Origin of the sequence: Robertmurraya mesotrionivorans (assembly GCF_050971805.1) — a bacterium.
GTDB lineage: Bacteria > Bacillota > Bacilli > Bacillales > Cytobacillaceae > Robertmurraya_A.
This window is the reverse complement of the sequence record NZ_JBPCCH010000004.1, coordinates 374,740-397,421: the sequence shown is the minus strand read 5'-3', so window position 1 is coordinate 397,421 and position 22,682 is coordinate 374,740. Positions and strand designations below refer to the sequence as shown.

20 protein-coding genes are annotated in these 22,682 nt (G+C 34.8%); 5 read left to right on the top strand and 15 right to left on the bottom strand.

Translation table 11 applies throughout. The annotated features are described in order from the left end of the window. Positions 1 to 410: 410 nt before the first annotated feature. Positions 411 to 1,067: a beta-phosphoglucomutase gene (pgmB, locus tag ACRX5O_RS10295; RefSeq protein WP_433905859.1), complete on the bottom strand. Its 657-nt coding sequence runs from the start codon at positions 1,065 to 1,067 to the stop codon at positions 411 to 413. A 601-nt stretch (positions 1,068 to 1,668) separates the two neighbouring features. On the opposite strand from pgmB, the gene ACRX5O_RS10290 reads away from it, so the two are divergent. Then, a complete protein-coding gene (locus ACRX5O_RS10290; protein WP_433905858.1) occupies positions 1,669 to 3,354 on the top strand; it encodes a pectate lyase family protein in 1,686 nt (561 codons plus the stop codon). 706 nt (positions 3,355 to 4,060) lie between these two features. On the opposite strand, the gene ACRX5O_RS10285 is transcribed toward ACRX5O_RS10290, so the two are convergent. Beyond that, complete coding sequence (locus ACRX5O_RS10285) at positions 4,061 to 5,068, bottom strand: DUF3231 family protein (protein WP_433905857.1); 1,008 nt, start codon at positions 5,066 to 5,068, stop codon at positions 4,061 to 4,063. A gap of 241 nt (positions 5,069 to 5,309) precedes the next feature. On the opposite strand from ACRX5O_RS10285, the gene ACRX5O_RS10280 reads away from it, so the two are divergent. After that, positions 5,310 to 6,146, top strand: a complete 837-nt coding sequence (locus ACRX5O_RS10280) for a Cof-type HAD-IIB family hydrolase (RefSeq protein WP_433905856.1) — start codon at positions 5,310 to 5,312, stop codon at positions 6,144 to 6,146. 68 nt (positions 6,147 to 6,214) lie between these two features. On the opposite strand, the gene ACRX5O_RS10275 is transcribed toward ACRX5O_RS10280, so the two are convergent. Next, complete coding sequence (locus tag ACRX5O_RS10275; protein WP_433905855.1) at positions 6,215 to 7,072, bottom strand: MurR/RpiR family transcriptional regulator; 858 nt, start codon at positions 7,070 to 7,072, stop codon at positions 6,215 to 6,217. 187 nt (positions 7,073 to 7,259) lie between these two features. Between ACRX5O_RS10275 and ACRX5O_RS10270 the strand changes: the two genes are divergently transcribed. Beyond that, positions 7,260 to 8,273: a Gfo/Idh/MocA family oxidoreductase gene (locus ACRX5O_RS10270; protein WP_433905854.1), complete on the top strand. Its 1,014-nt coding sequence runs from the start codon at positions 7,260 to 7,262 to the stop codon at positions 8,271 to 8,273. A gap of 44 nt (positions 8,274 to 8,317) precedes the next feature. Continuing rightward, positions 8,318 to 9,295, top strand: a complete 978-nt coding sequence (locus ACRX5O_RS10265; protein WP_433905853.1) for a Gfo/Idh/MocA family protein — start codon at positions 8,318 to 8,320, stop codon at positions 9,293 to 9,295. A 231-nt stretch (positions 9,296 to 9,526) separates the two neighbouring features. Here ACRX5O_RS10265 and tkt read toward each other — a convergent pair whose 3' ends face one another. The 4 genes from tkt to rpiB all read right to left on the bottom strand — a co-directional run bounded on the left by tkt (position 9,527) and on the right by rpiB (position 13,808). Continuing rightward, positions 9,527 to 11,536, bottom strand: a complete 2,010-nt coding sequence (tkt, locus tag ACRX5O_RS10260; RefSeq protein WP_433905852.1) for a transketolase — start codon at positions 11,534 to 11,536, stop codon at positions 9,527 to 9,529. Between the two features lie 69 nt (positions 11,537 to 11,605). Beyond that, positions 11,606 to 12,259 carry a fructose-6-phosphate aldolase gene (gene fsa / locus ACRX5O_RS10255; RefSeq protein ID WP_433905851.1) on the bottom strand — a complete coding sequence of 218 codons (654 nt, stop codon included), beginning with the start codon at positions 12,257 to 12,259 and terminating at the stop codon, positions 11,606 to 11,608. A 58-nt stretch (positions 12,260 to 12,317) separates the two neighbouring features. After that, a complete protein-coding gene (gene glpX / locus ACRX5O_RS10250) occupies positions 12,318 to 13,283 on the bottom strand; it encodes a class II fructose-bisphosphatase (RefSeq protein ID WP_433905850.1) in 966 nt (321 codons plus the stop codon). A 42-nt stretch (positions 13,284 to 13,325) separates the two neighbouring features. Then, complete coding sequence (gene rpiB, locus ACRX5O_RS10245; RefSeq protein ID WP_433905849.1) at positions 13,326 to 13,808, bottom strand: ribose 5-phosphate isomerase B; 483 nt, start codon at positions 13,806 to 13,808, stop codon at positions 13,326 to 13,328. A 264-nt stretch (positions 13,809 to 14,072) separates the two neighbouring features. Here rpiB and ACRX5O_RS10240 point away from each other — a divergent pair, with 264 nt between their 5' ends. Then, complete coding sequence (locus ACRX5O_RS10240) at positions 14,073 to 14,843, top strand: DeoR/GlpR family DNA-binding transcription regulator (protein ID WP_433905848.1); 771 nt, start codon at positions 14,073 to 14,075, stop codon at positions 14,841 to 14,843. 33 nt (positions 14,844 to 14,876) lie between these two features. Here the strand turns inward: ACRX5O_RS10240 and ACRX5O_RS10235 are convergent, their stop codons facing one another. From ACRX5O_RS10235 to ACRX5O_RS10200, 8 genes are all read right to left on the bottom strand, one after another. Further along, entirely contained in the window at positions 14,877 to 15,656 is a 780-nt protein-coding gene (locus ACRX5O_RS10235; protein WP_433905847.1) for a triose-phosphate isomerase, read from the bottom strand. Beyond that, entirely contained in the window at positions 15,649 to 16,311 is a 663-nt protein-coding gene (dhaL, locus tag ACRX5O_RS10230) for a dihydroxyacetone kinase subunit DhaL (protein ID WP_433905846.1), read from the bottom strand. Before dhaL ends, ACRX5O_RS10235 begins: the two co-directional genes overlap by 8 nt. Next, positions 16,311 to 17,327, bottom strand: coding sequence for a dihydroxyacetone kinase subunit DhaK (locus tag ACRX5O_RS10225; RefSeq protein ID WP_433905845.1), 1,017 nt, complete (start codon positions 17,325 to 17,327; stop codon positions 16,311 to 16,313). The genes dhaL and ACRX5O_RS10225 overlap by 1 nt, the downstream gene beginning before the upstream one ends. Positions 17,328 to 17,534: 207 nt before the next feature. Beyond that, positions 17,535 to 18,533, bottom strand: a complete 999-nt coding sequence (locus ACRX5O_RS10220) for a PdxA family dehydrogenase (protein ID WP_433905844.1) — start codon at positions 18,531 to 18,533, stop codon at positions 17,535 to 17,537. A gap of 59 nt (positions 18,534 to 18,592) precedes the next feature. Continuing rightward, complete coding sequence (locus ACRX5O_RS10215; RefSeq protein ID WP_433905843.1) at positions 18,593 to 19,486, bottom strand: AEC family transporter; 894 nt, start codon at positions 19,484 to 19,486, stop codon at positions 18,593 to 18,595. 15 nt (positions 19,487 to 19,501) lie between these two features. Next, positions 19,502 to 21,025, bottom strand: a complete 1,524-nt coding sequence (locus ACRX5O_RS10210; protein WP_433905842.1) for a tripartite tricarboxylate transporter permease — start codon at positions 21,023 to 21,025, stop codon at positions 19,502 to 19,504. Between the two features lie 47 nt (positions 21,026 to 21,072). After that, a complete protein-coding gene (locus ACRX5O_RS10205; RefSeq protein ID WP_433905841.1) occupies positions 21,073 to 21,591 on the bottom strand; it encodes a tripartite tricarboxylate transporter TctB family protein in 519 nt (172 codons plus the stop codon). Between the two features lie 57 nt (positions 21,592 to 21,648). After that, positions 21,649 to 22,644: a tripartite tricarboxylate transporter substrate binding protein gene (locus ACRX5O_RS10200; protein WP_433905840.1), complete on the bottom strand. Its 996-nt coding sequence runs from the start codon at positions 22,642 to 22,644 to the stop codon at positions 21,649 to 21,651. Positions 22,645 to 22,682 lie beyond the last annotated feature (38 nt).

Sequence of the window (22,682 nt, the reverse complement as noted above, 5' to 3'; positions counted from 1 at the left end):
TCTGATGTAAATTTAGTCATATAAAAAACTGCACCCCTCATTGTTAGATTAGTGTCTAACAATTGGGGTGCAGTTCAGATAACGGGTGGTTTCAGATTGTAGACAAAAGGTCTCGAGAGAGTACTCTCGAGACCTTTTGTCTACAATCTGGAGCAATTACTTTGTTAGTAATTGCTCTGATATTCCAACTGTTGAAATGTTTCCTTTGTACCTATTAACCCACCCAAGCCGGGCTGGTTAGGCAGAAGAATTTATGTGAGAAAAATGAATCGCTAAGTAGGAAAGAAAAAAATAGTAGTTCCTATATTAACTTAGGAACTACTATCAATTCACTTAATATTTTGCGCCTTAGATCATTTTCTTCTTATACATTTTTATACTATGAAAAGCTTTTTTGATCCACATATTTTTTATGGTTCTAATTTTTCGAGTAACGATTCTATGGATATATGTTCAAACCCTGGAATATGCAAATCGGCTTTAGGCAGTAGTTTTTTACTTCCTACACCTACTACTTTCATTCCAATCCTATGGGCTGCCTCCACTCCAGCTACAGCATCTTCAAATACGATACAATGTTCATATCTTAATCCTAACTCTTTTGCTCCCCTTTTAAAGACTTCGGGATCAGGCTTTGCCTTACTAACTTTTGTACCGTCAATAATAGAGTCAAACATATGTGTTAATTGAAGCTGATTAAGAATGAAAATTGAATTTTTACTTGCTGAACCTAACGCAATTTTATATCCCTTTTCCTTCGAATCAATTAGAAACTTTCTAACACCAGGCAATATCTCATCCCCAGTAATTCCCTTTATTTGGGCTAAATATATTTGATTCTTTCGTTCACATATCTCCGCTTGTAATTCACCCGACAAATTTATCTTCCCAATTTCTAAAATAATCTGTAAAGACCTAGTTCTACTAACTCCCTTTAGTAATTCGTTATCCTCTAGTGTAAAGTTAACACCTAGTTCTTCAGCTATCTCTTTCCAAGCAATATAGTGATATTTTGCAGTATCTACTATAACACCATCTAGATCAAATAATAATCCTTTTATATTCATTTGGCACTCCCTTACGACACTCTAACTTTTGTTTATAAGATCAAAAGATTGTATCTTTTCTTCCACAAAATGGGTCGACTGGGCTAATTCCGATAAATAAGGGGGGCTTTAATGAATCAATCTTTAGTAAGATTAGCAATAATCTTACTTGTTTTAGCATATCTTGTGGGTGCAAAAAACATATTTGGTTATTATGGATTAGGTTTATAGACATAATCATTCTCACGAAACTTGCTCATTTTATTTGCTTTTATATTAATGGGTAAGTCTTTTTTCTTATTTCTAAGAAACTGATTATATATTTTGAAAAACCTTTTATATATGATTTCTAATGTAAGAATACCTGGCATTAATAAATAGTGATTCCTACTGTCAATAAAAACTTGTTATACACTGCAAATATTTTAGTTGATGCTCATTTTTTTTCCCTCAAATAGAAAGCGTTTACAAACAAACGTGGAGGAATCCTCTTTTAAGGCCTTTTTGATTATTTTAGGGAGGTGAGGTTATTAGGAAAAGAGAAGATGATTGATTTAAGGAGCTAATGCATTTCATCTGCACTTACACGTATGTGTCAAAAATTAATTAGGGAGGAAATATCTTGAAATTTAAAAGCATATTAATCAGGCTAGTGATTATGTCATTTTTTACATCATCGTTATTATTTGGGGAAAATGCATTAATAAATGCAGCAGAAATTGATTCTATACCAAATACATCAAGAAATTTTAAAGACTACGACAATAGTTATCTTTCAGTAACTGGTTATGCATCATTAGGAGTAAATGACCGAAGCCATTACATTGATACTTCTTATTATCGTCAGGTTAAAACTGAAAGAGAGTTTCTGCAGGCTATTTTAGATGCTGGAACTGGCAGCGTTAAAGTAATTGAAGTGGCGAAAGATCTAAACCTAGGGTGGAAAGCATTAAATTTAAGTTCAGAAGAAGCTAAAAAATATAGGTTTATTAAAAACTATAGAGATCCTATGAACGGATTTACCAATCCGAAGTTAGCTTCATCCGGTGTTTCACAATTAGACATAAATAATGTGGACGGGTTAACTATTTTCTCAAAAAAAGGGAAAACGATTAGGAGTGCTGAATTTAAATTACAAAGATCAGTGAATGATATCGTCATAAGGAATCTGTCTTTTGATGGAATGTGGCAATGGGATGACACTGGAAAACATAAGGAAGTGGGCTGGACATTTATTAAAGTAAATGGTGCAAATAATGTTTGGATAGACCATTGTAAATTTTCTATTGCAGGGGATGGATTAATTGATACAGAGAATGGGGGCTCCAATATTACCATCTCCTGGTCTGAATTCGGATTACCTGCAAATGAAAATCCGCTAGAGGATAGTGATATCTATCAATCTATTCAGTATATGGAAGGGAAATATGCTTCAAATGAACTGAATTCCGATAGTGTGTACTATAATATGCGCAAAGGCGGTGCAACCAAAGAGCAGATAATGGCATATGCAGCCTATCACAGCAAGGTGCATTTAAGTGGTTCAGGAGATAAAGACTATGTGAATTATGTGAGTAGTAGTGGAAATGAGATTAAGGATGGCAATCAAAGAATCCGTTTAACCCTAGCCTATAACCGTTATACCAATATTGGGCAGAGAATACCCATGATCCGTCAAGGTACTGGTCATATGTACAACTGCTACCTTGATAACTCCACTCATTATGAAGTATTGGAAAATGTAAGTGCTATCGCTGAATATGGCACTGATACTCTGTCACGAGCACTTAATGCAAGAAATGGAGCTTCTATTGCAGCAGATACTTGTGTATTCTATGACATAAACGAGCCAATTACAGGTGCTGAGATTCAAGGATTAGATACTAAAAACATGGATGAACAATGGGCTGAGCTATTTCAAAGTGCTTATAACAGAAATTTAATTGTTAATTCCCATATAACAAATAAATTTGGAACTTATACAGGAAGTAGTTGGGACAATAATGGAGAAAATCTATTTAATAAAGGATTTACTTGGTATGACAAATCAACGATAGGAAATTGGGCATGGTCTTCACATATTGTAGGAAGTGAAAATATGAGTAAAATGAATCCACCGACTGATCCATTTACCTTCGAATATAATTATAATGAGGAACTACCCTATACTTATAACGTACTTCCGTTAAATAGTGTTGTGGCAACACTTACAAAATTTGCAGGGGCAAGCAAAGTTAATTTGAGTCCAATAGGTTGGTTAAAAACAGATTATATTCCTACGAACCGACCGGATATCATTGAAGAGTAACTAATATTTTTTTCGTCAATCAGGCGCTTATCTTGAACAAGGATAACGCCTTTTTGCATTTTTCCTTTTTCGACTGCTCTCGCTGCTCAACCATATATATCTGATATATCCTGCATCTTTTAATAAGCACCTTAATTGTGAGTCTACATCCTCATTTTGTATTAATTGATCTAGCATAGAAGGGGTTAATAGATGATAACAAAACATTACTTTACTATATAGTTAGCTCGTACTTTTTAATTTTTATTTAAAAACATCCTTTTTATCTGGGTATTTTGATATATTTTGTTACTGTGTGTCAATATGTTAAAGTCAAAACAATGTGATGATACCTGAGAGGCATCACCACCTAGAATAAAATCCTTATTAAATTATTACTCAACCATTACACTCTAATGATTAGATAATTTCATTTATTTCTTATTGTATTAAGCCATTTCACAATTTAAAGATATGAGTGGCTTATTTTTATGTTACCAATCAGAAAGTAACGAATTAGTAATGTTTATTATAAAAAAACAACCAACATAATAAGATGGCTGTTTTTTTGTTTAATTATCTATGTTAACAATTCTTGATACTTTTGAGCAGTAATATTGGAAATACTTTGATTTTCCTTTACCTTTTGTTCATCTAAAAGGTGACGATTTTCATCATTATGCCTTCATCAAATTTACATACAGTATTGATATAGAAAGATCTCTCACTAGACTTTTCTATTAACTACTTGTGGAGGTTGTTCAAACCATTTTTCTTTTATTGCTAATACTAAACCTAAACCATAATATTTCTTCATATCGTCAGAAATTTTGCTAAGTTTAGAAACAATATCGGTTCTTAGACTGGAAGTCATAGCCTGACTTATCATGGTAAAACAGAATATTCCCAGACAGGTGTTCGCAAAAAACAACATTATTTTATCGGAGAATGGAGACATATCTACGTCGAAAATTTTATAGTCTCCTGATGCTGATATTGGAATATTTTCTTTATCAAGAACTTCTTGAAGTGATTGCAATACTTTTTCGATTCCATCTCTACCTTTACTAAAATGTTGTTTTAACTCTTTCTCTTTCGCTAATTTACTAAAAGTGACAAATACCATTTTTGAAAACTGTGCTCTATGAACAATTCTAGATAGATTAGAGATTTCAGCAGTATTAAGAGGTCGTGATCCACCAAAAAAACCATTGAGATATGTTATCGAATCAGCAAATTCTACCTCACTATCTATCGCTACTTGTGGAGGTTTCAAATATACTCCTTGTGACAACATTAAGTCTACTAGCTCATTCTGAATTTTCACAGAAAATGCAATGTTTTTTTGAAAGTGATTTCGCACATCGCTTCTTGTGCAATCTGATAATGCAATTGGATATGTACTCATCGATAGGTGTGTCAGATCAAAACAAAAATACAAAGTAAATGTATCGGAAAATACTTTGAGTGCATCAATCCTTACATCTTCATTCGTAAAACCAAGAGGAATTGTAAGATTATCTTTGATAAAAATCTCTTTGAGTTCACTAATATTTTCTTGAGACTGATTTAACATCTTTTCTATCACTTGTTTTATTTCGTTATTTTCTGTGCTTGCATAAAAATACTCAAAAAACCTTAACTCCATACTACTTTTTATATAGGAAGACCAAACGTTAGATACCTCGTTTGCGGTTAATTCTACATTAGGTATGTTGTTTTTTGTATGACTCATTTTATTCCACTCCTTTCTTATTAGTTTTTTCCTATTCACTATTAATTATTTTTAAAATATTTAGTGCAATATTTCAGAACCACCATCTCACATCACAAAACTAAAAATGTAACAACCTGTTTCATTTATGTAACTCATTATTTTAGTTGTTATACATAACAAGATACCCTTGACCTATTTGCTATTCCTCACAACAAAAATAGAATAGGTATAACTAGATCTCTAAAGGTAGGTTAAGAGTATGAAAAAGGCAATTTTTTTGGACATCGATGGAACTTTGGTTAACGACCATCTTGTAATCCCTGACTCTGCCAAACTTGCTGTACAAAAGGCTAGAGAAAATGGCCACCTTGTTTTTATTTGTACGGGAAGGTCAAAGGCGCTAATTTTCCCTGAAATACTTGAAGTCGGATTTGATGGGATTATTGGTTCTGCTGGAGGATACATAGAAATGGATCAAGAGGTGTTATTACACGTAAATGTAAAAAAAGAGGATGTAAAGCATGCTGTAGACTTTTTTAACCATCATGCCATCGAGTTTAATCTGGAATCAAACATCGGTATATTTACTGGTAAAAATGGTAACACTCGTATCCGTTCCATTTTAGAACAATTACAAAAAGATAATCCTAAACCAAAGGTAGAAATTAAAGAAGGATTCGAGTCTATTTTCGATACTATTATTGAGAGTGAAGACTTACTAAGAGATGATATTAATAAGATTTCCTTTTTCGGGTCAAAATTACCCCTCGAGAGTATAAAACAAGAATTCGCATCTAAATTTACGGTCATTCCTAGCACAGTATCTGCTTTCGGAGAAAATTGTGGTGAAATATCCATTCTTGGTGTAAATAAGGCGACAGGTATTGAAAAAGTAATTAATCACTTAAACATAAAAAGAGAGGATACCTTTGGATATGGCGATAGCTGGAATGATTTAGAAATGCTTGAATATGTCCACTACGGAATCGCCATGGGAAATGCAAATGAAGCAGTTAAAAATATAGCTAATGATGTTACTGATATACACGATGAGGATGGCATCTATAATAGTTTTAAAAAATATGGATTAATTTAAAAATGTTCAATTTGATACTCATTACAAAAACCGCCATCTGGCGGTTTTTCTCTTTTATCCCTCTTAACTTAAAGTAGTTCCCATTTTTTTATGGACTCTTCCTTTTTCTTTAGATTATTGAGATTACTTGTATACTCTTGCGCATAAATAATTGAAAAAAGCGTATCTAGGATATACTCAAACGATATCTGTGAAGAAAATGTCCCTACTTTGAAGAAGTCATATTCATCATGTGGGACCTCAATGGTCAAATTACATAATGTAGACATAGTTGATTCAGAATTACCAGTTAACATGATGGATGGTATCTTTATTGAAGCTAGATATTTTATTATTTTCGTGTAAGAAGCTGAATTACCCGCATAACTAATAAAAATTGCACAGTCCAAATGGTCCATGCTTAATGTATTCCATGTTGTTTCTCCATATTCATCCGCGATGATTAAGTGCTTGTTAATTTTAATAAATTTGTTTTGAAAGCTACGAGCACGAATCTGAGAATCCCCATTGCCAAATAGATAAATTCGTTTTGAATTTCTAATCATTTCTACTGCTTTATTTAACTGATCCTTATCCAATTTCCCCATGGTCTTTCTAATAGTTTCAATCGTCAAATCAGCCATTTTTTTTGCAATGTTGATAGAGCTGTCTGTTGGGAGAAAAGGAAAGTTTGGGTCAACATGTGCAATAGTATGTTTATTATTTTGAATTTCATGAATTAATGCTACTTTGAAATTTCTATAACCTGAGAATCCTAATTTCTGACTGAGCCTAATGATTGCAGAGTGTGAAGTAAATGTGTTCTCTGCCAGTTCTTGGATATACATATTCGGAACATCCTCTTGGTTCATTAAAATGAAATCAGCGATTCTTTTTTCAGTATCAGTGAACCCTTGCTTCTGTCCTAGTTTCTTTAATAAGGTCATTATTCCCCTCCATTTGTATTGCTAAGGCAACATTAAAAATGACAAGTTGTTTAAACATTATGTTCATTCTAGTATAACGAATTTTAAGTATTGTTGAAAATCAGGTCCTATCTGTTATAAAAGCGTTCTCAATACTTACTATCTCAAATATAATCAAGCTACCAAAAGAGAATTGGAGGAGTTTTTTATGTTAACGATTGCCTATATCGGAAATGGAAAAAGTACCAACCGCTATCACCTACCTTTTTCATTAAAAAATGAAAAAATCCGAGTAAAAACCATATACTCTCCACGAAATAACAGTGTTTGGGAGAAAATACCTGAAGTAAATTATGTTGATGATATAGATAGAATCTGGATGGACGAAGAGATTCAATTAGTCGTCATTTGTACTCCATTAGAATACCATTATGAATATGCTAAATTGGCTATAGAAAAAGGCAAACATGTATTAGTCGAAAAGCCATTTACACAGACTTCTGACCAAGCAAAAGAGTTATTTGCATATGCAAAAGAAAAGAACCTATTTATTCAATGTTATCAAAACCGCCGATTTGATTCAGATTTCCTAACCGTACAAAAGGTTATTAGTAGTGGCGCTTTAGGAGATATTTTAGAAGTTGAAATGCACTATGATTATTTCAGACCTGAAATCCCAAAGTCTTTAAAGTTTTCTAGAGAACTCAGCTATTTATATGGTCACGGATGCCATACGATTGATCAAGTTCTCTCTTACTTTGGTAATCCAAATCATATTACTTATGACGTTAGACAACTTCTTGGAAAAGGACATTTTAATGACTATTTTGATTTGGATTTCTTTTATGATTCGAAAAAGGTTTCTGTTAAATCTAGTTATTTCCGTTTGAAAGAACGTCCTAGTTTTGTCGTTTATGGCAATAAAGGTGTTTTTGTAAAACAGACAAAAGATAGGCAAGAAGAACACTTGAAACTTTTTTATATGCCAACCAACAAGGATTTTGGTATTGATTTACCAGAGCACTATGGCGTTTTAACTTTTGTAGATGAAGATGGAAAATATCATGAAGAAAAGGTCATTTCCGAAGTTGGTGACTACGGACGAATTTACAATGGAGTTTATGAATCGATCATTCATGGAAAAGAAAAAGTTGTTAGAGATGAAGAAACAATACGGAAAATGGAAATTTTAGAAGAAGGAATGAACCATATCAAAGAATAATAATGATTGTTCCCTATTTTCCAAAAAGAAAGAGGTTACTCACTTTGAAACTTGCAATACTAGGTTCTGGCCAGATTGTCACAGATTTCTTAACAATGGCGAGAGATTTACCAGATACAGAATTAGTTTCTATCTTTGGAACAGAACAGAATATACAAAAAATGAAAACAATAAAAAACAAATATGGGCTTAGAAAAATATATACGGTATATGATGAGTGTTTAAACGATCCCGATATTGATACAGTGTATATTGGATTACCAAATCATCTTCATTATTCTTTTACAAAAGAGGCATTATTAAGTGGAAGAAATGTCATTTGTGAAAAACCATTTACCATAAAACTTTCTGAGTTTAGTGAGTTAAAAGATATTTCTAAAAGGAATAATGTCATATTAATTGAAGCGATCACAACGCAGTATTTATCAAATTACTTATCCATTAAAGAAACTATTAAAAATCTAGGTGATTTGAAAATTATAGAGTGTAATTATTCTCAATATTCATCACGATATGATGCTTTCAAAAATGGTGAGATCTTGCCAGCTTTTAATCCTAAAGCAGGTGGAGGAGCTTTAATGGACATAAATATATACAATATTCACTTTGTTGTTGGAATTTTAGGTAAACCTAATTCAGTAACTTATCTTGCAAACGTTGAAAGGGATATTGATACTTCTGGGATTCTTTTATTAAACTATCCCACCTGCAAAGTAGTTTGTATTGGTGCAAAAGATTCAAAAGCACCAATAAGAACACTAATTCAGGGAGATAAAGGAGCTATTGTATTAAATGGGCCAGCTAACGTTTGCGATTCTTTTGAGGTAAATATGAATGGTCAGGATAGCCAATTGATTGATAACAAAGTACATCCACACAGAATGTTTGAAGAATTTTGCGAGTTCGCTAGAATAATTAAAGAGAGTGATTACTCTAAGGCAAATCATATGTTAGAACTTAGCAAGATTGTGATGGAAATTGTAGAGGAAGCGTTGACTAATGCAGGGATTAAGTTAGGGTAAATTAATTTGATTGTACATGGCTAAACCTGTTAGCTTTATTTTTCAGTATTGGACATCAAGGGATATGTCTAAGGTTGGCACTTGGCTACACACCAATACGCTTTCTAAAATCCATAACATTAAATTTGATTAACTCATAAAAGACTCCTCTATATTTTGAATAAAAATCATTCAAAATAGAGGAGCCTTTTTTTTACTTTTGAGCTTTAATTATTGTTGTATCTAGGAATTTTACTTCACTAACTTTTTAACATGGCTTACAATATTTTCAACTGTAAAACCATATTTTTCAATTAATATGTCTCCGTCACCAGATGCTCCAAATGTGTCGATTGATAAAACCACTCCACGATCACCAACATATTTTTTCCACCCTAGCGCAGATGCCATTTCAATTGAAACCCTTGCCCTAACATTATCAGGTAACACACTCTTTTTATATGATTCATCTTGTTTTTCAAAACGATCCCAAGAAGGCATGCTGACAACATTAACCTTAATTCCCTGGTCTTTGAGAATTGTTTGTGCTTGAATAGCAAGCTGTACTTCAGAACCAGTTGCAATGAGCAATGCGTCAGGCACATCTTTTTCGACTTTACTAACTACATAAGCTCCAGCTTTTACACCTTCATATGCCCTTTCTTTTGTTCCTTCTAATGTTGGTAGGTTTTGTCTGGTTAGAATCAAGGCTGTTGGTTGTTCCTTACTTTCAACAGCTAAACGCCATGCAGCTTGCACTTCATTTCCATCAGCGGGACGGATCACTGAAAGATTTGGAATGGAACGTAAACCCACTAGTTGCTCAACGGGTTCATGCGTTGGACCATCTTCACCAACAGCAATTGAATCATGAGTTAACACATATGTAACTGGTGTATTCATTAAAGCAGATAAACGAATGGCTGGTTTCAAATAGTCGCTGAAAACAAAGAAGGTCCCTCCGTACACTTTCACTCCACCATGAAGGGCCATTCCATTTAAAATGGCTCCCATTGCAAACTCACGTACACCAAACCAAATATTTCTTCCTGCAAAATTAAATGGACTAAAATCATCTTCATTATTAATTGTTGTTTTATTTGATCCCGCTAGGTCTGCACTTCCACCAAGAAAGTATGGAACTGTTTTTGCAATTTCGTTTAAGACTTTTCCTGAAGATGCGCGAGTCGCCAGGGTATCAACTCCTGGAGTAAATTTAGAAAGGTTTTTCTCCCAACCTTCAAGTAGTTCTCCTTTTATTGCTGATTCTAATTCAGCCAAAACATCAGGATATTCTTCCTTATAGGTTTCATATAATTCATTCCACATTTCTTCGACTGCCTTACCAGGCTCGACAATCTTTTCCGTAAAATCTTCGTATACTTCCTCTGGAACCACAAAATTCTCGTAATCCCATTGATAGAATTGCTTTGCTAAGCGAATTTCTTCGGTACCTAGGGGAGCTCCATGAACATCTGATGATCCAGCTTTATTTGGGGAACCATATCCAATAACTGTTTTAACTTCGATTAATGTTGGTTGATTACTATTATCTTTTCCTTCTTGGATTGCCTTTCGTATTGCATCCAAATCATTGCCGTCCTCAATACATAAAACTTGCCATCCATACGCTTTAAAACGATCAGCCGTGTTATCAGAAAAAGAACGATTTAAATCTCCATCCAAGGAAATATCATTTGAATCATATAACACAATTAATTTACCAAGTTTCAAGTGACCTGCCAATGATGCAGCTTCATGTGAGATTCCCTCCATTAGGTCTCCATCACCAACAAGTGCATAAGTATAATGGTCGATAATATTTAAGTTGTCTTTGTTATATTTCGCAGCCAAAAAGCGTTCAGCCATCGACATGCCGACTGACATGGCTATTCCTTGCCCCAGTGGCCCAGTTGTAGCTTCAACACCATCCGTATGATGAACTTCTGGATGTCCTGGAGTTTTTGAACCAAATTTCCGAAAGCTTTTCAAATCATCAATGGTTAAGTTATAACCTGAAAGATGTAAAAGGCTATATAACAGTGCTGAACCATGACCAGCAGATAATATAAAGCGATCACGATCAAACCATTTAGAGTTTTTCGGGTTATGCTTTAAAAAATCTGTCCAGAGAACATATGCCATTGGGGCTGCGCCCATTGGTAAACCCGGATGGCCAGAATTTGCTTTTTCAATCATATCAATTGATAAAGTACGAATGGCATTTACTGATAATTGCTCTACTGAAATTGTGCTAACCATTTTATCTCTCCCTTTTGAAAAATGAAAAGGCAACTGAAATTCATCAATTGCTTTTCATTCTTATATTTACTAAGAATTTGTTACAGGTACCTTCTTCCAGTCCTCTAAAAATTGACCAATTCCCTTGTCTGTTAACGGATGGCTCCAGAGTTTAGGGAAAAGTGAACCTGGAATTGTAGCGATGTCTGCACCAAATTGAGATGCTTCTTCTAAATGTTTTAGGCTACGCACACTTGCTGTAATAATCTCTGTTTCAAATCCATAGTTTGCTAGTGTTTGCTTTAGTCGTCCAATTAGATCCAGTCCTTCTACGCCGATATCATCGAGTCTTCCAACAAATGGACTAACATATGTAGCTCCCGCTTTAGCTGCCATTAACCCTTGAGCAACAGTAAAAATTAATGTAACGTTTGTCTTTATTCCTTCTTTTGAAAGGATATTGACTGCAGCCAATCCAGCCTCGGTCATTGGAATTTTCACAACAACATTCGTTGCCCATGTCGCGATAACCCGAGCTTCTGTTACCATCTCTTCTGTTGTAAGGCCAATAACCTCAGCACTCACTGGTCCATCTACAATACTGCAAATTTCTTTAATTATCTCTTCAAAATTACGGCCTTCCTTGGCAATGATGGTAGGATTGGTTGTCACTCCGTCCACTAAACCAAGGGATTTTATTCTCTGGATTTCTTTAATATTTGCTGTATCTAGAAAAAACTTCATATATCCACCTCCAAAATTGTCTTTTCAAAAGCAATAATCGTAGGTAAGGATATCCTAATCAAATTTTTTGAGTTAACACACTAGCCTCTTTTGCTATGTGTACCGTTTCTGTACATCGTAAATGCTTATCAATTCCATTAATCATTATGGAATGACTGATAATTTTGTTTTGTTCCCGTTTGATTCCTTTTAGAAGCATATTACTAGTAATACCAGTAGCAACAAATGCACAATCCTTGGTTGCAACAAGTTGGTCATGCGTTAATACTTTGTTTACAACTTCCCCCATCATACTTCTACATCTTTCAAGTTCTTCATCTGTTCTTGGAAGAAGTTTTGCCTGCATTTCCCCACCTAGACTTTTGATCCCCACTGCAGCTAAAACACCTTCGGGGGCGCCACCTATTCCTATAAACAAATCAATACCTAATGATTCAATACAAGTAGATAGTGCTGGAATGACATCTCCATCCTCAAATAGATAGGTTTTTGCTCCTAATCTACGCACAGTATCAATCCAATCTTGGTGTCTCTTTCGATCTTGAATGATAACTGTTAGCTCATGTACCTCTTTCCCAGTAGCAGCTGCAACCGCATACAAATTTTCCTCAAGAGGTGCATTAATATTGATTTTTCCTGCAGCCATCGGTCCTGTAGCAATTTTCTCCATATACATATCAGGTGCATGAAGTAGTGTGCCTCTTGGTGCTGCAGCAATTACAGCAATGGCATCATTTTGACCTTTTGAAGTTGAGGTAGTTCCATCGATTGGATCAACTGCTATATCAATTTGCTTCCCCTTACCTGTTCCTACCTTTTCACCAATGTAAAGCATTGGCGCTTCATCTATTTCTCCCTCACCGATTACTACGACCCCGTCCATTTCGATTTGGTTTAGAATCGATCTCATAGAATCAGTGGCAGCTCTATCAGCCTCAGTCTTGTTACCGCTTCCAATCCATGGTAGTGAAGCAATAGCGGCAGATTCTGTTACGCGCAATAAATCATAGATTAATTGATTCAATGGAGTTCACCCCTTTTACTACAGCAAAACTTTTACTCAAATTTAGCTGCAAGAATTTGTAGAGATTTCTTTACTAATCTCAGTGAAAAATTCCTTTTCTTTATCAACAATTTTATCTACTTTACGTTGAGAACCTCCAGCCCAATGGGATTTTAAATAAGCTTCTACAACCTTTTTTGTAGCTTCTGGTCCAAGTATTTGAGAACCAATAGTAATAATTTGTGCGTCATTACTTAATTGTGCTCTTTCTGCTGAATAAACATCGTGAGTTAGTGCAGCACGAATTCCTGGATATTTATTTGCCGCAATACACATACCGATTCCCGTACCACAAATTAAAATTCCACGTGTTACTTCACCATTACTTACACCTGACGCAACCTTGAAGGCTACATCCGGGTAATCAATAGCATCCTTTGAGTAGCATCCATAGTCTTCTACTTCATGTCCAAGCTCCTTGACGAAACTTTTTATTACTTCTTTTAATTCAAAAGCATTGTGATCGCATCCAATACCAACCTTCATATTTCGAATCCCCTCTCATTCTTTCAAATGGAACCATTTTTATTATTACTATGCTATCATTATATTAAATTCATTTTCTTTTATCAACGTTTATTTTCATTTATTTTTGTTTTCATCAAGAATTAAATTTCGTTTTCTACTGAATAAAACGCTTGCCCTCTATATAAATATTAGTTAAACTTTAATTATAATAACAATTGTATTTACTAACATTTCACTTTTGATTTCTTTTATTTTTATTTACATTCAAATGAGGGGTTAAACATGAATAAATTATTCACAACTGAAAGAAGACAATTAATATTGGATATACTTGAAGAAAAAAAACGGGTTACGGTTAAAGACTTAGCAAAAGCTGTAAACGTTTCCGATGCGACCTTACGAACAGATTTAAATGCATTAGAAGAGGATGGCTTGCTAACCCGAACACATGGCGGTGCTGTATTAAACGAGGATTTATCATCTCCAAAGGTAAGTTTTTCAGAACGAGAAAAGAAAAATCCGGATTCAAAAAACACGATTGCACAAAAAGCTATAGAACTGATAAAACATAAGGATTGTATCTTACTAGATGCCAGTACCACAGCCCTTTCATTAGCAAGACTAATAAGAACATCTTCTTTAAATATTACAGTTGTTACCAATGGAATTTCTGCAGCCATTGAATTAAAAGAAAACCCTGGTATCAATGTTATCTTAGTAGGCGGAATGGCCAGAATGGGTTCAATGGCACTTGAAGGTTTACTTGGAACGAATGTTTTAAATAAAATAAATATTGATACAATGTTTACATCAGCTAGAGGGTTTTCGATAGAAGAAGGATTAACGGACTTTAATGTCTATGAGGTTGAATTGAAAAAGGTCATGGCAGATAAAGCAGATAAAATTGTGGCTTTACTTGACCATTCTAAAATTGGAACAAGCTCGATCGCGAGTTTCGCAAACTGTGATCAAATAGATACAATTATTTCCGATATGGAACTAGACGCCGATTTCCAAAAAGAATTAATCAAACGAAATATTAACATATTATAGCTCAAAAAAAAGGATACTCAGACGAGTATCCTTTTACTTTTCTCCATATAAATGCTTTTCAAGTTCATTGAGAAGGATAGTAAATGTCTCCATATTCCAAGCAGTTCTTCCCACAAAAAGTCCGTTAACGTCCTTTTGATCTATGTATGAGATAAAATTCTCTAGGTTTACACTACCTCCATATAAAATAGGAATATCATATCCAGTCTCCGGAAACAACTCAATCAATGAATCACGCAAGAATGAATGGATTTCACCCACATATTCAGGTTCTGCAGGAATTCCCTTATCCCCAATTGCCCACACAGGCTCATACGCAATAAGAATCTGTTTTGACTGCTCATTAGTGAGTCCTTTTAAACAAACCTTTAGCTGGGAGGCAAGTACCTCTTTGGAAATTGCATTATTTTTTTGCTCAATGTTTTCACCAATACAAACTAAAGGTTTCATACTGTAATTTAACGCAGCATGAACCTTTTTGTTAATATCAGCATCGTTTTCATTATAGTACTGTCTTCGTTCAGAATGGCCCAATTCTATTAAGTCTAGCCCAATCTCATTGAGCATTTTGGGAGATATTTCACCTGTATAGGCACCCACATCATCCCAGTGCATATTTTGTGCACCTAATCTGATTCTTGATTCAGTAGTCTCCTTTTTAATATCAACTAATGCTGTGAAGGAAGGAATGATAAACAATTCAATATTTGAGTTAAGTATTTTTGACAATTGCTTCAGTTCCTTAGTATAAGCAATTCCCTCTGCAATTGTCTTTGTCATCTTCCAGTTCGTACCGACCCAAAGCTTATCCATTGTTTTGACCTTCTGCCCATTCCTTCATTGATTTGAAGATAATAGAAACGGTAGTTGCACCTGCATCCTGATGACCTATTGCTCTTTCTCCTAATGATTTTGCACGACCAAACTTTGCGATATAACCTTTTGACGCTTCTACACCATCAAGTGCTGCATTTTCAGCTTTTTGAAGTCCCTCAAGAAAGCTTTCATTTGCAATAACACTGGATTTTAATGCTTCTACCGCAGGCTGGAATGCGTCAATCATTGTTTTGTCTCCAAGTTCTGCTTTTCCACGTGTTTTAATGGCTTCTAAAGCCTTTTCAAAGATTTCAGCTAATAAAGGTAGATTGAGATTTTCTTTAGGATCTAAACCTTTTATCCCACCAACAAACATTGTACCGAAAATAATACCTGATGCCCCACCCATTGAGGAAATCATTGACATACCAATTGTTTTAAAAACATCATTTACATTCACAAAATCATTTGCGTTTAGATTTTCTTCAGCTTTCGTAAATCCAACTGACATTCCGATTCCATGATCACCATCACCAATCGCACTATCAATCTTTGTCAAGAAAGGCTTACTTTCCACTACTTTTTCTCCTACATATAAAAACATTTTCTTCACTTGGTTTGCACTAAGACTATTAAGTGTTTGAGTAGACATTATTTTACTCCTCCTTTTACTTTTTCCGGTTTGTTGTAATATGGTGAATGTGCGGGAGCATTGTATAAGGCTTTTAATTCCTCATCTAATTTTAAGAATGTAATAGAAAAGCCACCCATCTCTTGAGTAGTACAGTAGCTATTTACATCCATATCATAGTTATGAATACCTTTTTCTTCTAAGATTTGTGCTACTCTTCGGTTCACAATCAATAATTCTAGTAATGTTGTACTTCCTAAACCGTTTACATAAACAGCTACTTCATCCCCTGCATAAATCTTACTTTCTTCTAATAATTTCTCTACTAATTCATCCGTTAATTGATCCGCAGGCATCAGCTTTGTACGCTTCATTCCTGGTTCACCGTGGAGACCCATTCCAAGCTCAATTTCATCATCCCCCAGAACGAACGGTGGTTCTGTTTCCCCTGGAATAGATCCTGGTGCTGTTGCTACACCAATGGAAAATGTTTGATCTGCAGCTTTTTGCGTAACACGAGTTACTTCCTCTAATGACAACCCTTTTTCTGAGGCGGCACCGGCAATTTTAATGACAAATACATCTCCAGCAATTCCTCTACGGTCACCTTTACGTTCTTCTGGTGCTGATGCAACATCATCCGCAACTAAAACCGTTCTTGTTTGGACGTCTTCAAAATCCAATGATTCAGCAGCCATATCGAAGTTAAGTACATCACCTGCATAGTTTCCGTAGACAAATAATACACCTTTACCTTGATCTACTGATTTTGCAACTTCTTGAACTGTATTTGGTGTCGGAGCTGCAAATACGTTTCCTATGGCCACTCCATCGGCAAGCCCCTCGCCAACAAAACCGAGGAATAATGGTTCATGTCCACTTCCACCGCCAGTTACTATCGCCACCTTATCTTTAAGATCTTTTCGAATGATTCCGTTTACATTTTCAATTTTAGTAAGAGAATCTTTATAAGCATACATGTAACCTTCAATTGCCTCTTGTACAACATTTCTAGGATTATTGATAATTTTTTTCATTATTTCTCCCCCAAAAATTCAATTTATATAAGAATATTTATTTTGTTTATTTTTATTTGTTTTCATTTACTATTTTAATCTTTTGTTTAAGCGCTGTCAATTTACAATTTGTATAAATATATTAATATTCTTAATTTTCTATAGGTTAATAGAAAAAGAGTACCTAGTGGTTTAATAACTAACTAGGCACTCTTTCTTCATTTTTTCTTACTTGTAACCATTATTAATTAGCTTGACTCCTAATTTAAGGGCTTCTTCAAATGCACCAGGGTCTACAATACCTTTTCCTGCAATATCAAATGCTGTACCGTGGGCAGGAGTTGTAATTACGATCGGCAGCCCACCACTAATAGTAACACCCTTATTAAAGCCCAATGTTTTCATTCCAATTTGTGCTTGGTCGTGGTACATCCCTAATAAACAATTGAAGTTCTCCTTTTTCAAGCGCAGAAAGATGGTATCTGCCGAAAAAGGTCCGTGTACATTTACGCCCTTGCTTTTTGCTTCTTCGACTGCTGGAGAAATAATTTCATTTTCTTCATCTCCTAATAATCCGTTATCACCAGCATGTGGATTTAATCCAGCAACTGCAATTTTCGGTTCAATTCCTGCTTTAGAAACAATCTTATCAGCAAATAAGATACTGTTTAGAACATTTTCTTTTGTGATATTTTCGGCAACTTCCTTTAAAGGGATATGGGATGTAACGCGTGTAAACCATACACCCTCCATTACGTTTACTTCCATGAAGCCTGTTTCAAGACCAAACACAGAAGCTACTAAATGGATATCATCTTTATATGTATACCCACCTTGATAAAGAGAGGCTTTGTTCATTGGTCCATAAGAAAGACCATCTATTTTCCCTTGCTTTGCCAATTCCAAAGCAAATACTAGATTGTCACCAGCTGCTTTACCTGTCTCCTTATTAAGTACACCCATTAAGATTTCAGCAGGATCTGAATTTTTTGTATCAATTAACCATACTGATGCAGTTTCTGAATTTACTTCATCAATGCTCTCTACTTTTTTATAGTTTAACTCGTGTCCTACTGTACTTGCTCCACGATTAAAAATACGCTCGTCTCCAATTAAAATCCAAGTAGCCGACTCTACTATTTCCAGGTTTGCTAAAGACTTTGCGACTACTTCAGGGCCTACACCTGCAGCGTCTCCATATAATAATCCAATCGTTGGTTTACTCAAAATAACTCCTCCTCTATGATAACTATATCTATATATGCCATTACTTCCCTAGTTCCTGATCATCCTAAGATATTCAATAAGATAGACACTGTGATAACACTTATGAACGTGTTAACTATGGTTGTAACTGAAACAAATTTTGGTTGAATATTAAATTCTAATGAATATAGTGTTACGTTAACTGCAGTTGGCATTGCGGCAAGGGTAATAATCACATTTCGATAGATCGGGTCAACCGGCAATAACCATGTAATAACGAAAGCAATTAAAGGGGAAATAATTAATCTCATTGTTGTAACAAAAGAAATTTGTCCCCAGTTCAAGACTTCCACCTTTAAATTTGCTAACTGCATTCCCAAAAGAAGCATAATAATCGGAATGGCTCCGTCAGCTAATAAATTGATTATCTGAAAAATATTATCGGGTAAAATCGGAAGTTGCCTAAATAGAAAGGCCAAAAATACTGCATATATGGCCGGTAGCTTAAAAATATTTTTTAAGCCTTTATCAAGACCTTCCTTACTTCTAGATGCGTAATAGATTCCAACCGTATTAAATAATATGAGCTGAATTACATAGAAAGAAATCGCAATATTGAAGGCTTCATTTCCAAAAACAAATAACACAATGGGTGTGCCGTAGTTCCCTGCATTCATGAACACAGTAGAAAGAATATATGCACTTTCCGTATCGGTATCTATTCTTCTAAATCGGGCAACAATCTTAGCAATGATAATTGTGATTACCATAAGTAACACTACTATGAAAACCATCATAAGATACTGCTGTTCAATCTTTGTTTCTAGTAACGATCGAAAAACAAGGCAAGGAATTAACACATATACGGTAACAGTTGATAAAGCTCTAATATCCAAGCCTTTTGCCTTCTGAAGAATATAACCTAACAAAAATACTATAAAAACTGGTAATATCGCTCCAACTATTACATTCATTTTAGACTTACCATTTTATGCTGTTGGGTTAATATTTGAATTGTTATTATTTCTTTTCCTTCTTTTAACATAACTGCTGATTAATGGGAAGAATAACATAAGAATTGAAAACACAATTAATGACACACTTATCGGTCTTGTAAAGAAAATTGAAAAATCACCATTAGACATTTCTACCGAACGTCTGAATTCACTTTCAGCAATAGGTCCTAATACTACACCTAAAATAATAGTAGCTAGTGGGAATTTGTATTTTTCAAGTAAAAACCCAATTATCCCAAAAATAACCATAATCACTATATCAAAGAAACTGTTTCTTACTGTATAAGTTCCAATAACACATAGAACAACAATTAATGGACCTAAAACAGAATATGGAATTTTTATAATTTTCTCGAATAGCTTTATAAATGGTGTTGAAATAAATAACATAAGGAAGTTTGAGACTAACAAGCCTGCAAAAATTGTATACATTAATACTGGGTCAGTTTTAAATAACATGGGTCCCGGTTGCATTCCATGTAAAACAAATGCTCCGATTAGCACTGCTGCTGTAGCCCCTCCTGGTATCCCTAGAGAAAGGAGTGGCACTAAAGTACCCATTGCTGCAGAGTTATTTGCTGTTTCGGAAGCTGCAATTCCTTTCGGGTTTCCCTTTCCAAAAGTCCCTTTTTCTTCTTCTTTTGACCATCTAACCGTTTCACTATAACTTAGCATGCTAGCAGTTGTTGCTCCTACACCAGGTAGAATACCAATGAACATTCCAATTATGGATGAACTAGCTATTGTACCGCTAATTTGTTTAAAGATTTCCTTTTCAAATATTTTTGTTTTTACTACCTTAATCGCATTTTGTAGAGTATGAGATTCCGTGCTTTTCTTAATAAATTCAGATATAGCAAAAAGTCCCGTTATTACCGGAATTAATTCAATACCCGAAGTCAATACAGGCATATTGAATGTATATCGTAAAGTCCCTGTTTGAGAATCCATACCAATCGTAGCAATCATTAACCCGAATAATACACCAATTAAACCTTTTAAAAGATCTTTTCCACTTAGGGAAGCTACAACTGTTAGTCCCATGAATGCCAATGCAAAATATTCTGGCGATGAAAAAGATAAAGCAACTTTTGCAAGTAATGGGGTTAGAGTTACTAAGCAAAGTACTCCAAACAGTCCCCCAATAACGGATGTTAATATAGTAATCCCTAAGGCACGTCCTGCATATCCCTGCTGTGCCATGGGGTAACCATCAAAGGTTGTGACAACTGCTTCCGGAGTCCCTGGCGTCCTAAGCAAAATTGAACTGAAGGCACCAGATAAAGCAGTAATTGCATAAATACCGGTTAGCAATATGAAAGCTGCATCCGCCTCAAGTGTATAGGTGACAGGTATGAGGATAACAATTAACATCGTACCACTCACTCCAGGTATTGCCCCACCTATATATCCAATCACAATTGCAAGTAATAACATTAATAGATTCATTGGGTCAGTGACAACATTTAATAACCCTATCCACAAGTACTCGAACATATTCTCCCCCCTGACCTTTCTATTTCAACATGCTGTTAGAATATTATTTAATAAAATAGAATACTAAATGCTCTAAATATACCTATTCCACGAGGCAACGGTACCTCCAACAGAATCGAAAATAAACCTACAAAAAATGCTGTCATAATGACTGAAAATAGGATGGTAAAAAGTTGTTTCTTGGATCCTAGAACTTGAGTTAATAGATATAAAAATAAGATTGACGAAATGATAAATCCAAAAAAATATAAACCTACTGCATATAAAATGATGGATAGAATTGACACTAGACTCATCGGAATATTAAAAATCCTTTTTTCTGGTTCTTCCGCTTCGCTAGCCTTCACCACTTGTTCACCAGCTACTTTTTTTGAGGAAATAAATGTTTTTATGACTCCCATAATTGCTAACACCAACATTAATATTAAAACAATATATGGCCATGTCTTAGGACCTAAAACAGTTGTATTGTTTGCAGAATGGATCTGTGAAGTTGACATTAGAAAGAAACTGGCTAATGCAATTACGATGCTATAAAATAGATAATCCTTCTTATGAGCAGTCACAATTTCTCCCTCCCTTTAAGAATTCAGTAGGAGGAATTCTCCTCCTACCGATTGATATTATTGTTGTAGTTCTTTCATGATTACTTTATATTTTTCAATTAGTTCATCTGTTCTATTTGTGAAGTCTTCAGAATTTAACCAGCCTTCTCTTAAATGTAAATAACTCTCTTCTTCATATTTTTGATATTCTTCAGATTCATAAACCTTATTCATTGCTTCCTCTAAAGCTTTGATAATTTCTGGGTCTGTACCATTTTTAATATAAAAACCACGTTCATTACCATCAGTTAATTCCCAACCTAATTCAACTGTTGTTGGAACATCTGGGAATTCTTCTAATCTTTCTTCAGCGAATACTACAAGAGGAACAATTGAACCATCATCATATAAGGATTTTGTTGGTCCAAATTCATCAACCATTGCTTCTAAGTGGCCTCCAAGTACACCTGCATGCATTTCTCCGGATCCTTCCATTGGAACAAAGTTAAAATCCACCTCTGCTGCCTGACCAAGCATAAATACAGTCATCTCATCCATACCTAAGGAACCAGTCCCACCAACTGTAATTTCCCCTGATTTTTCCTTAGCTGCTTTCAAAAATTCATCGATAGATTTGTACTTGTCTTTACTTACCCATAATGCATAAGTATCAGCCTGGAAACGAGCGATTGGTGTAAAGTCATTTAATCCATGGGTGTTTGTACCAGCTGCTGTTGTAATAGGAAATGCAGCATCGGCAATCAAAGTATAACCATCAGCAGGTGCATTAAAAGCATTTTGTGCTGCAACAACGCCAGCACCACCTTCTTGATTGACAACGTTAATGTTTACATCTAAAATCTCTTCTAATTGCTTCGTAACTTGTCTTGCGAACATATCCGTACCCCCACCAGCACCATGCCCTACAAGAACTTCAATATTTCTTTTTGGGTAATCACTACCATCTCCTCCAGAAGAAGAGCCACCAGATTCTGTTGCACTACCCCCACATGCTGCTAAAAGCATTACAAGACCCAATAATAAAATTCCAACAAAATTGAATTTACTTTTCATTTCTATTCCCCCTTATTATTCATAAATTATCTATAGAC

Bases quoted from the DNA above. Each gene is read 5' to 3' on its own strand.
- pgmB (WP_433905859.1), bottom strand. From the start codon at position 1,067: ATGAATATAAAAGGATTATTATTTGATCTAGATGGTGTTATAGTAGAT.
- ACRX5O_RS10285 (WP_433905857.1), bottom strand. From the start codon at position 5,068: ATGAGTCATACAAAAAACAACATACCTAATGTAGAATTAACCGCAAAC.
- ACRX5O_RS10280 (WP_433905856.1), top strand. From the start codon at position 5,310: ATGAAAAAGGCAATTTTTTTGGACATCGATGGAACTTTGGTTAACGAC.
- ACRX5O_RS10275 (WP_433905855.1), bottom strand. From the start codon at position 7,072: ATGACCTTATTAAAGAAACTAGGACAGAAGCAAGGGTTCACTGATACT.
- ACRX5O_RS10270 (WP_433905854.1), top strand. From the start codon at position 7,260: ATGTTAACGATTGCCTATATCGGAAATGGAAAAAGTACCAACCGCTAT.
- tkt (WP_433905852.1), bottom strand. From the start codon at position 11,536: ATGGTTAGCACAATTTCAGTAGAGCAATTATCAGTAAATGCCATTCGT.
- fsa (WP_433905851.1), bottom strand. From the start codon at position 12,259: ATGAAGTTTTTTCTAGATACAGCAAATATTAAAGAAATCCAGAGAATA.
- rpiB (WP_433905849.1), bottom strand. From the start codon at position 13,808: ATGAAGGTTGGTATTGGATGCGATCACAATGCTTTTGAATTAAAAGAA.
- ACRX5O_RS10240 (WP_433905848.1), top strand. From the start codon at position 14,073: ATGAATAAATTATTCACAACTGAAAGAAGACAATTAATATTGGATATA.
- ACRX5O_RS10235 (WP_433905847.1), bottom strand. From the start codon at position 15,656: ATGGATAAGCTTTGGGTCGGTACGAACTGGAAGATGACAAAGACAATT.
- dhaL (WP_433905846.1), bottom strand. From the start codon at position 16,311: ATGTCTACTCAAACACTTAATAGTCTTAGTGCAAACCAAGTGAAGAAA.
- ACRX5O_RS10225 (WP_433905845.1), bottom strand. From the start codon at position 17,327: ATGAAAAAAATTATCAATAATCCTAGAAATGTTGTACAAGAGGCAATT.
- ACRX5O_RS10215 (WP_433905843.1), bottom strand. From the start codon at position 19,486: ATGAATGTAATAGTTGGAGCGATATTACCAGTTTTTATAGTATTTTTG.
- ACRX5O_RS10210 (WP_433905842.1), bottom strand. From the start codon at position 21,025: ATGTTCGAGTACTTGTGGATAGGGTTATTAAATGTTGTCACTGACCCA.
- ACRX5O_RS10200 (WP_433905840.1), bottom strand. From the start codon at position 22,644: ATGAAAAGTAAATTCAATTTTGTTGGAATTTTATTATTGGGTCTTGTA.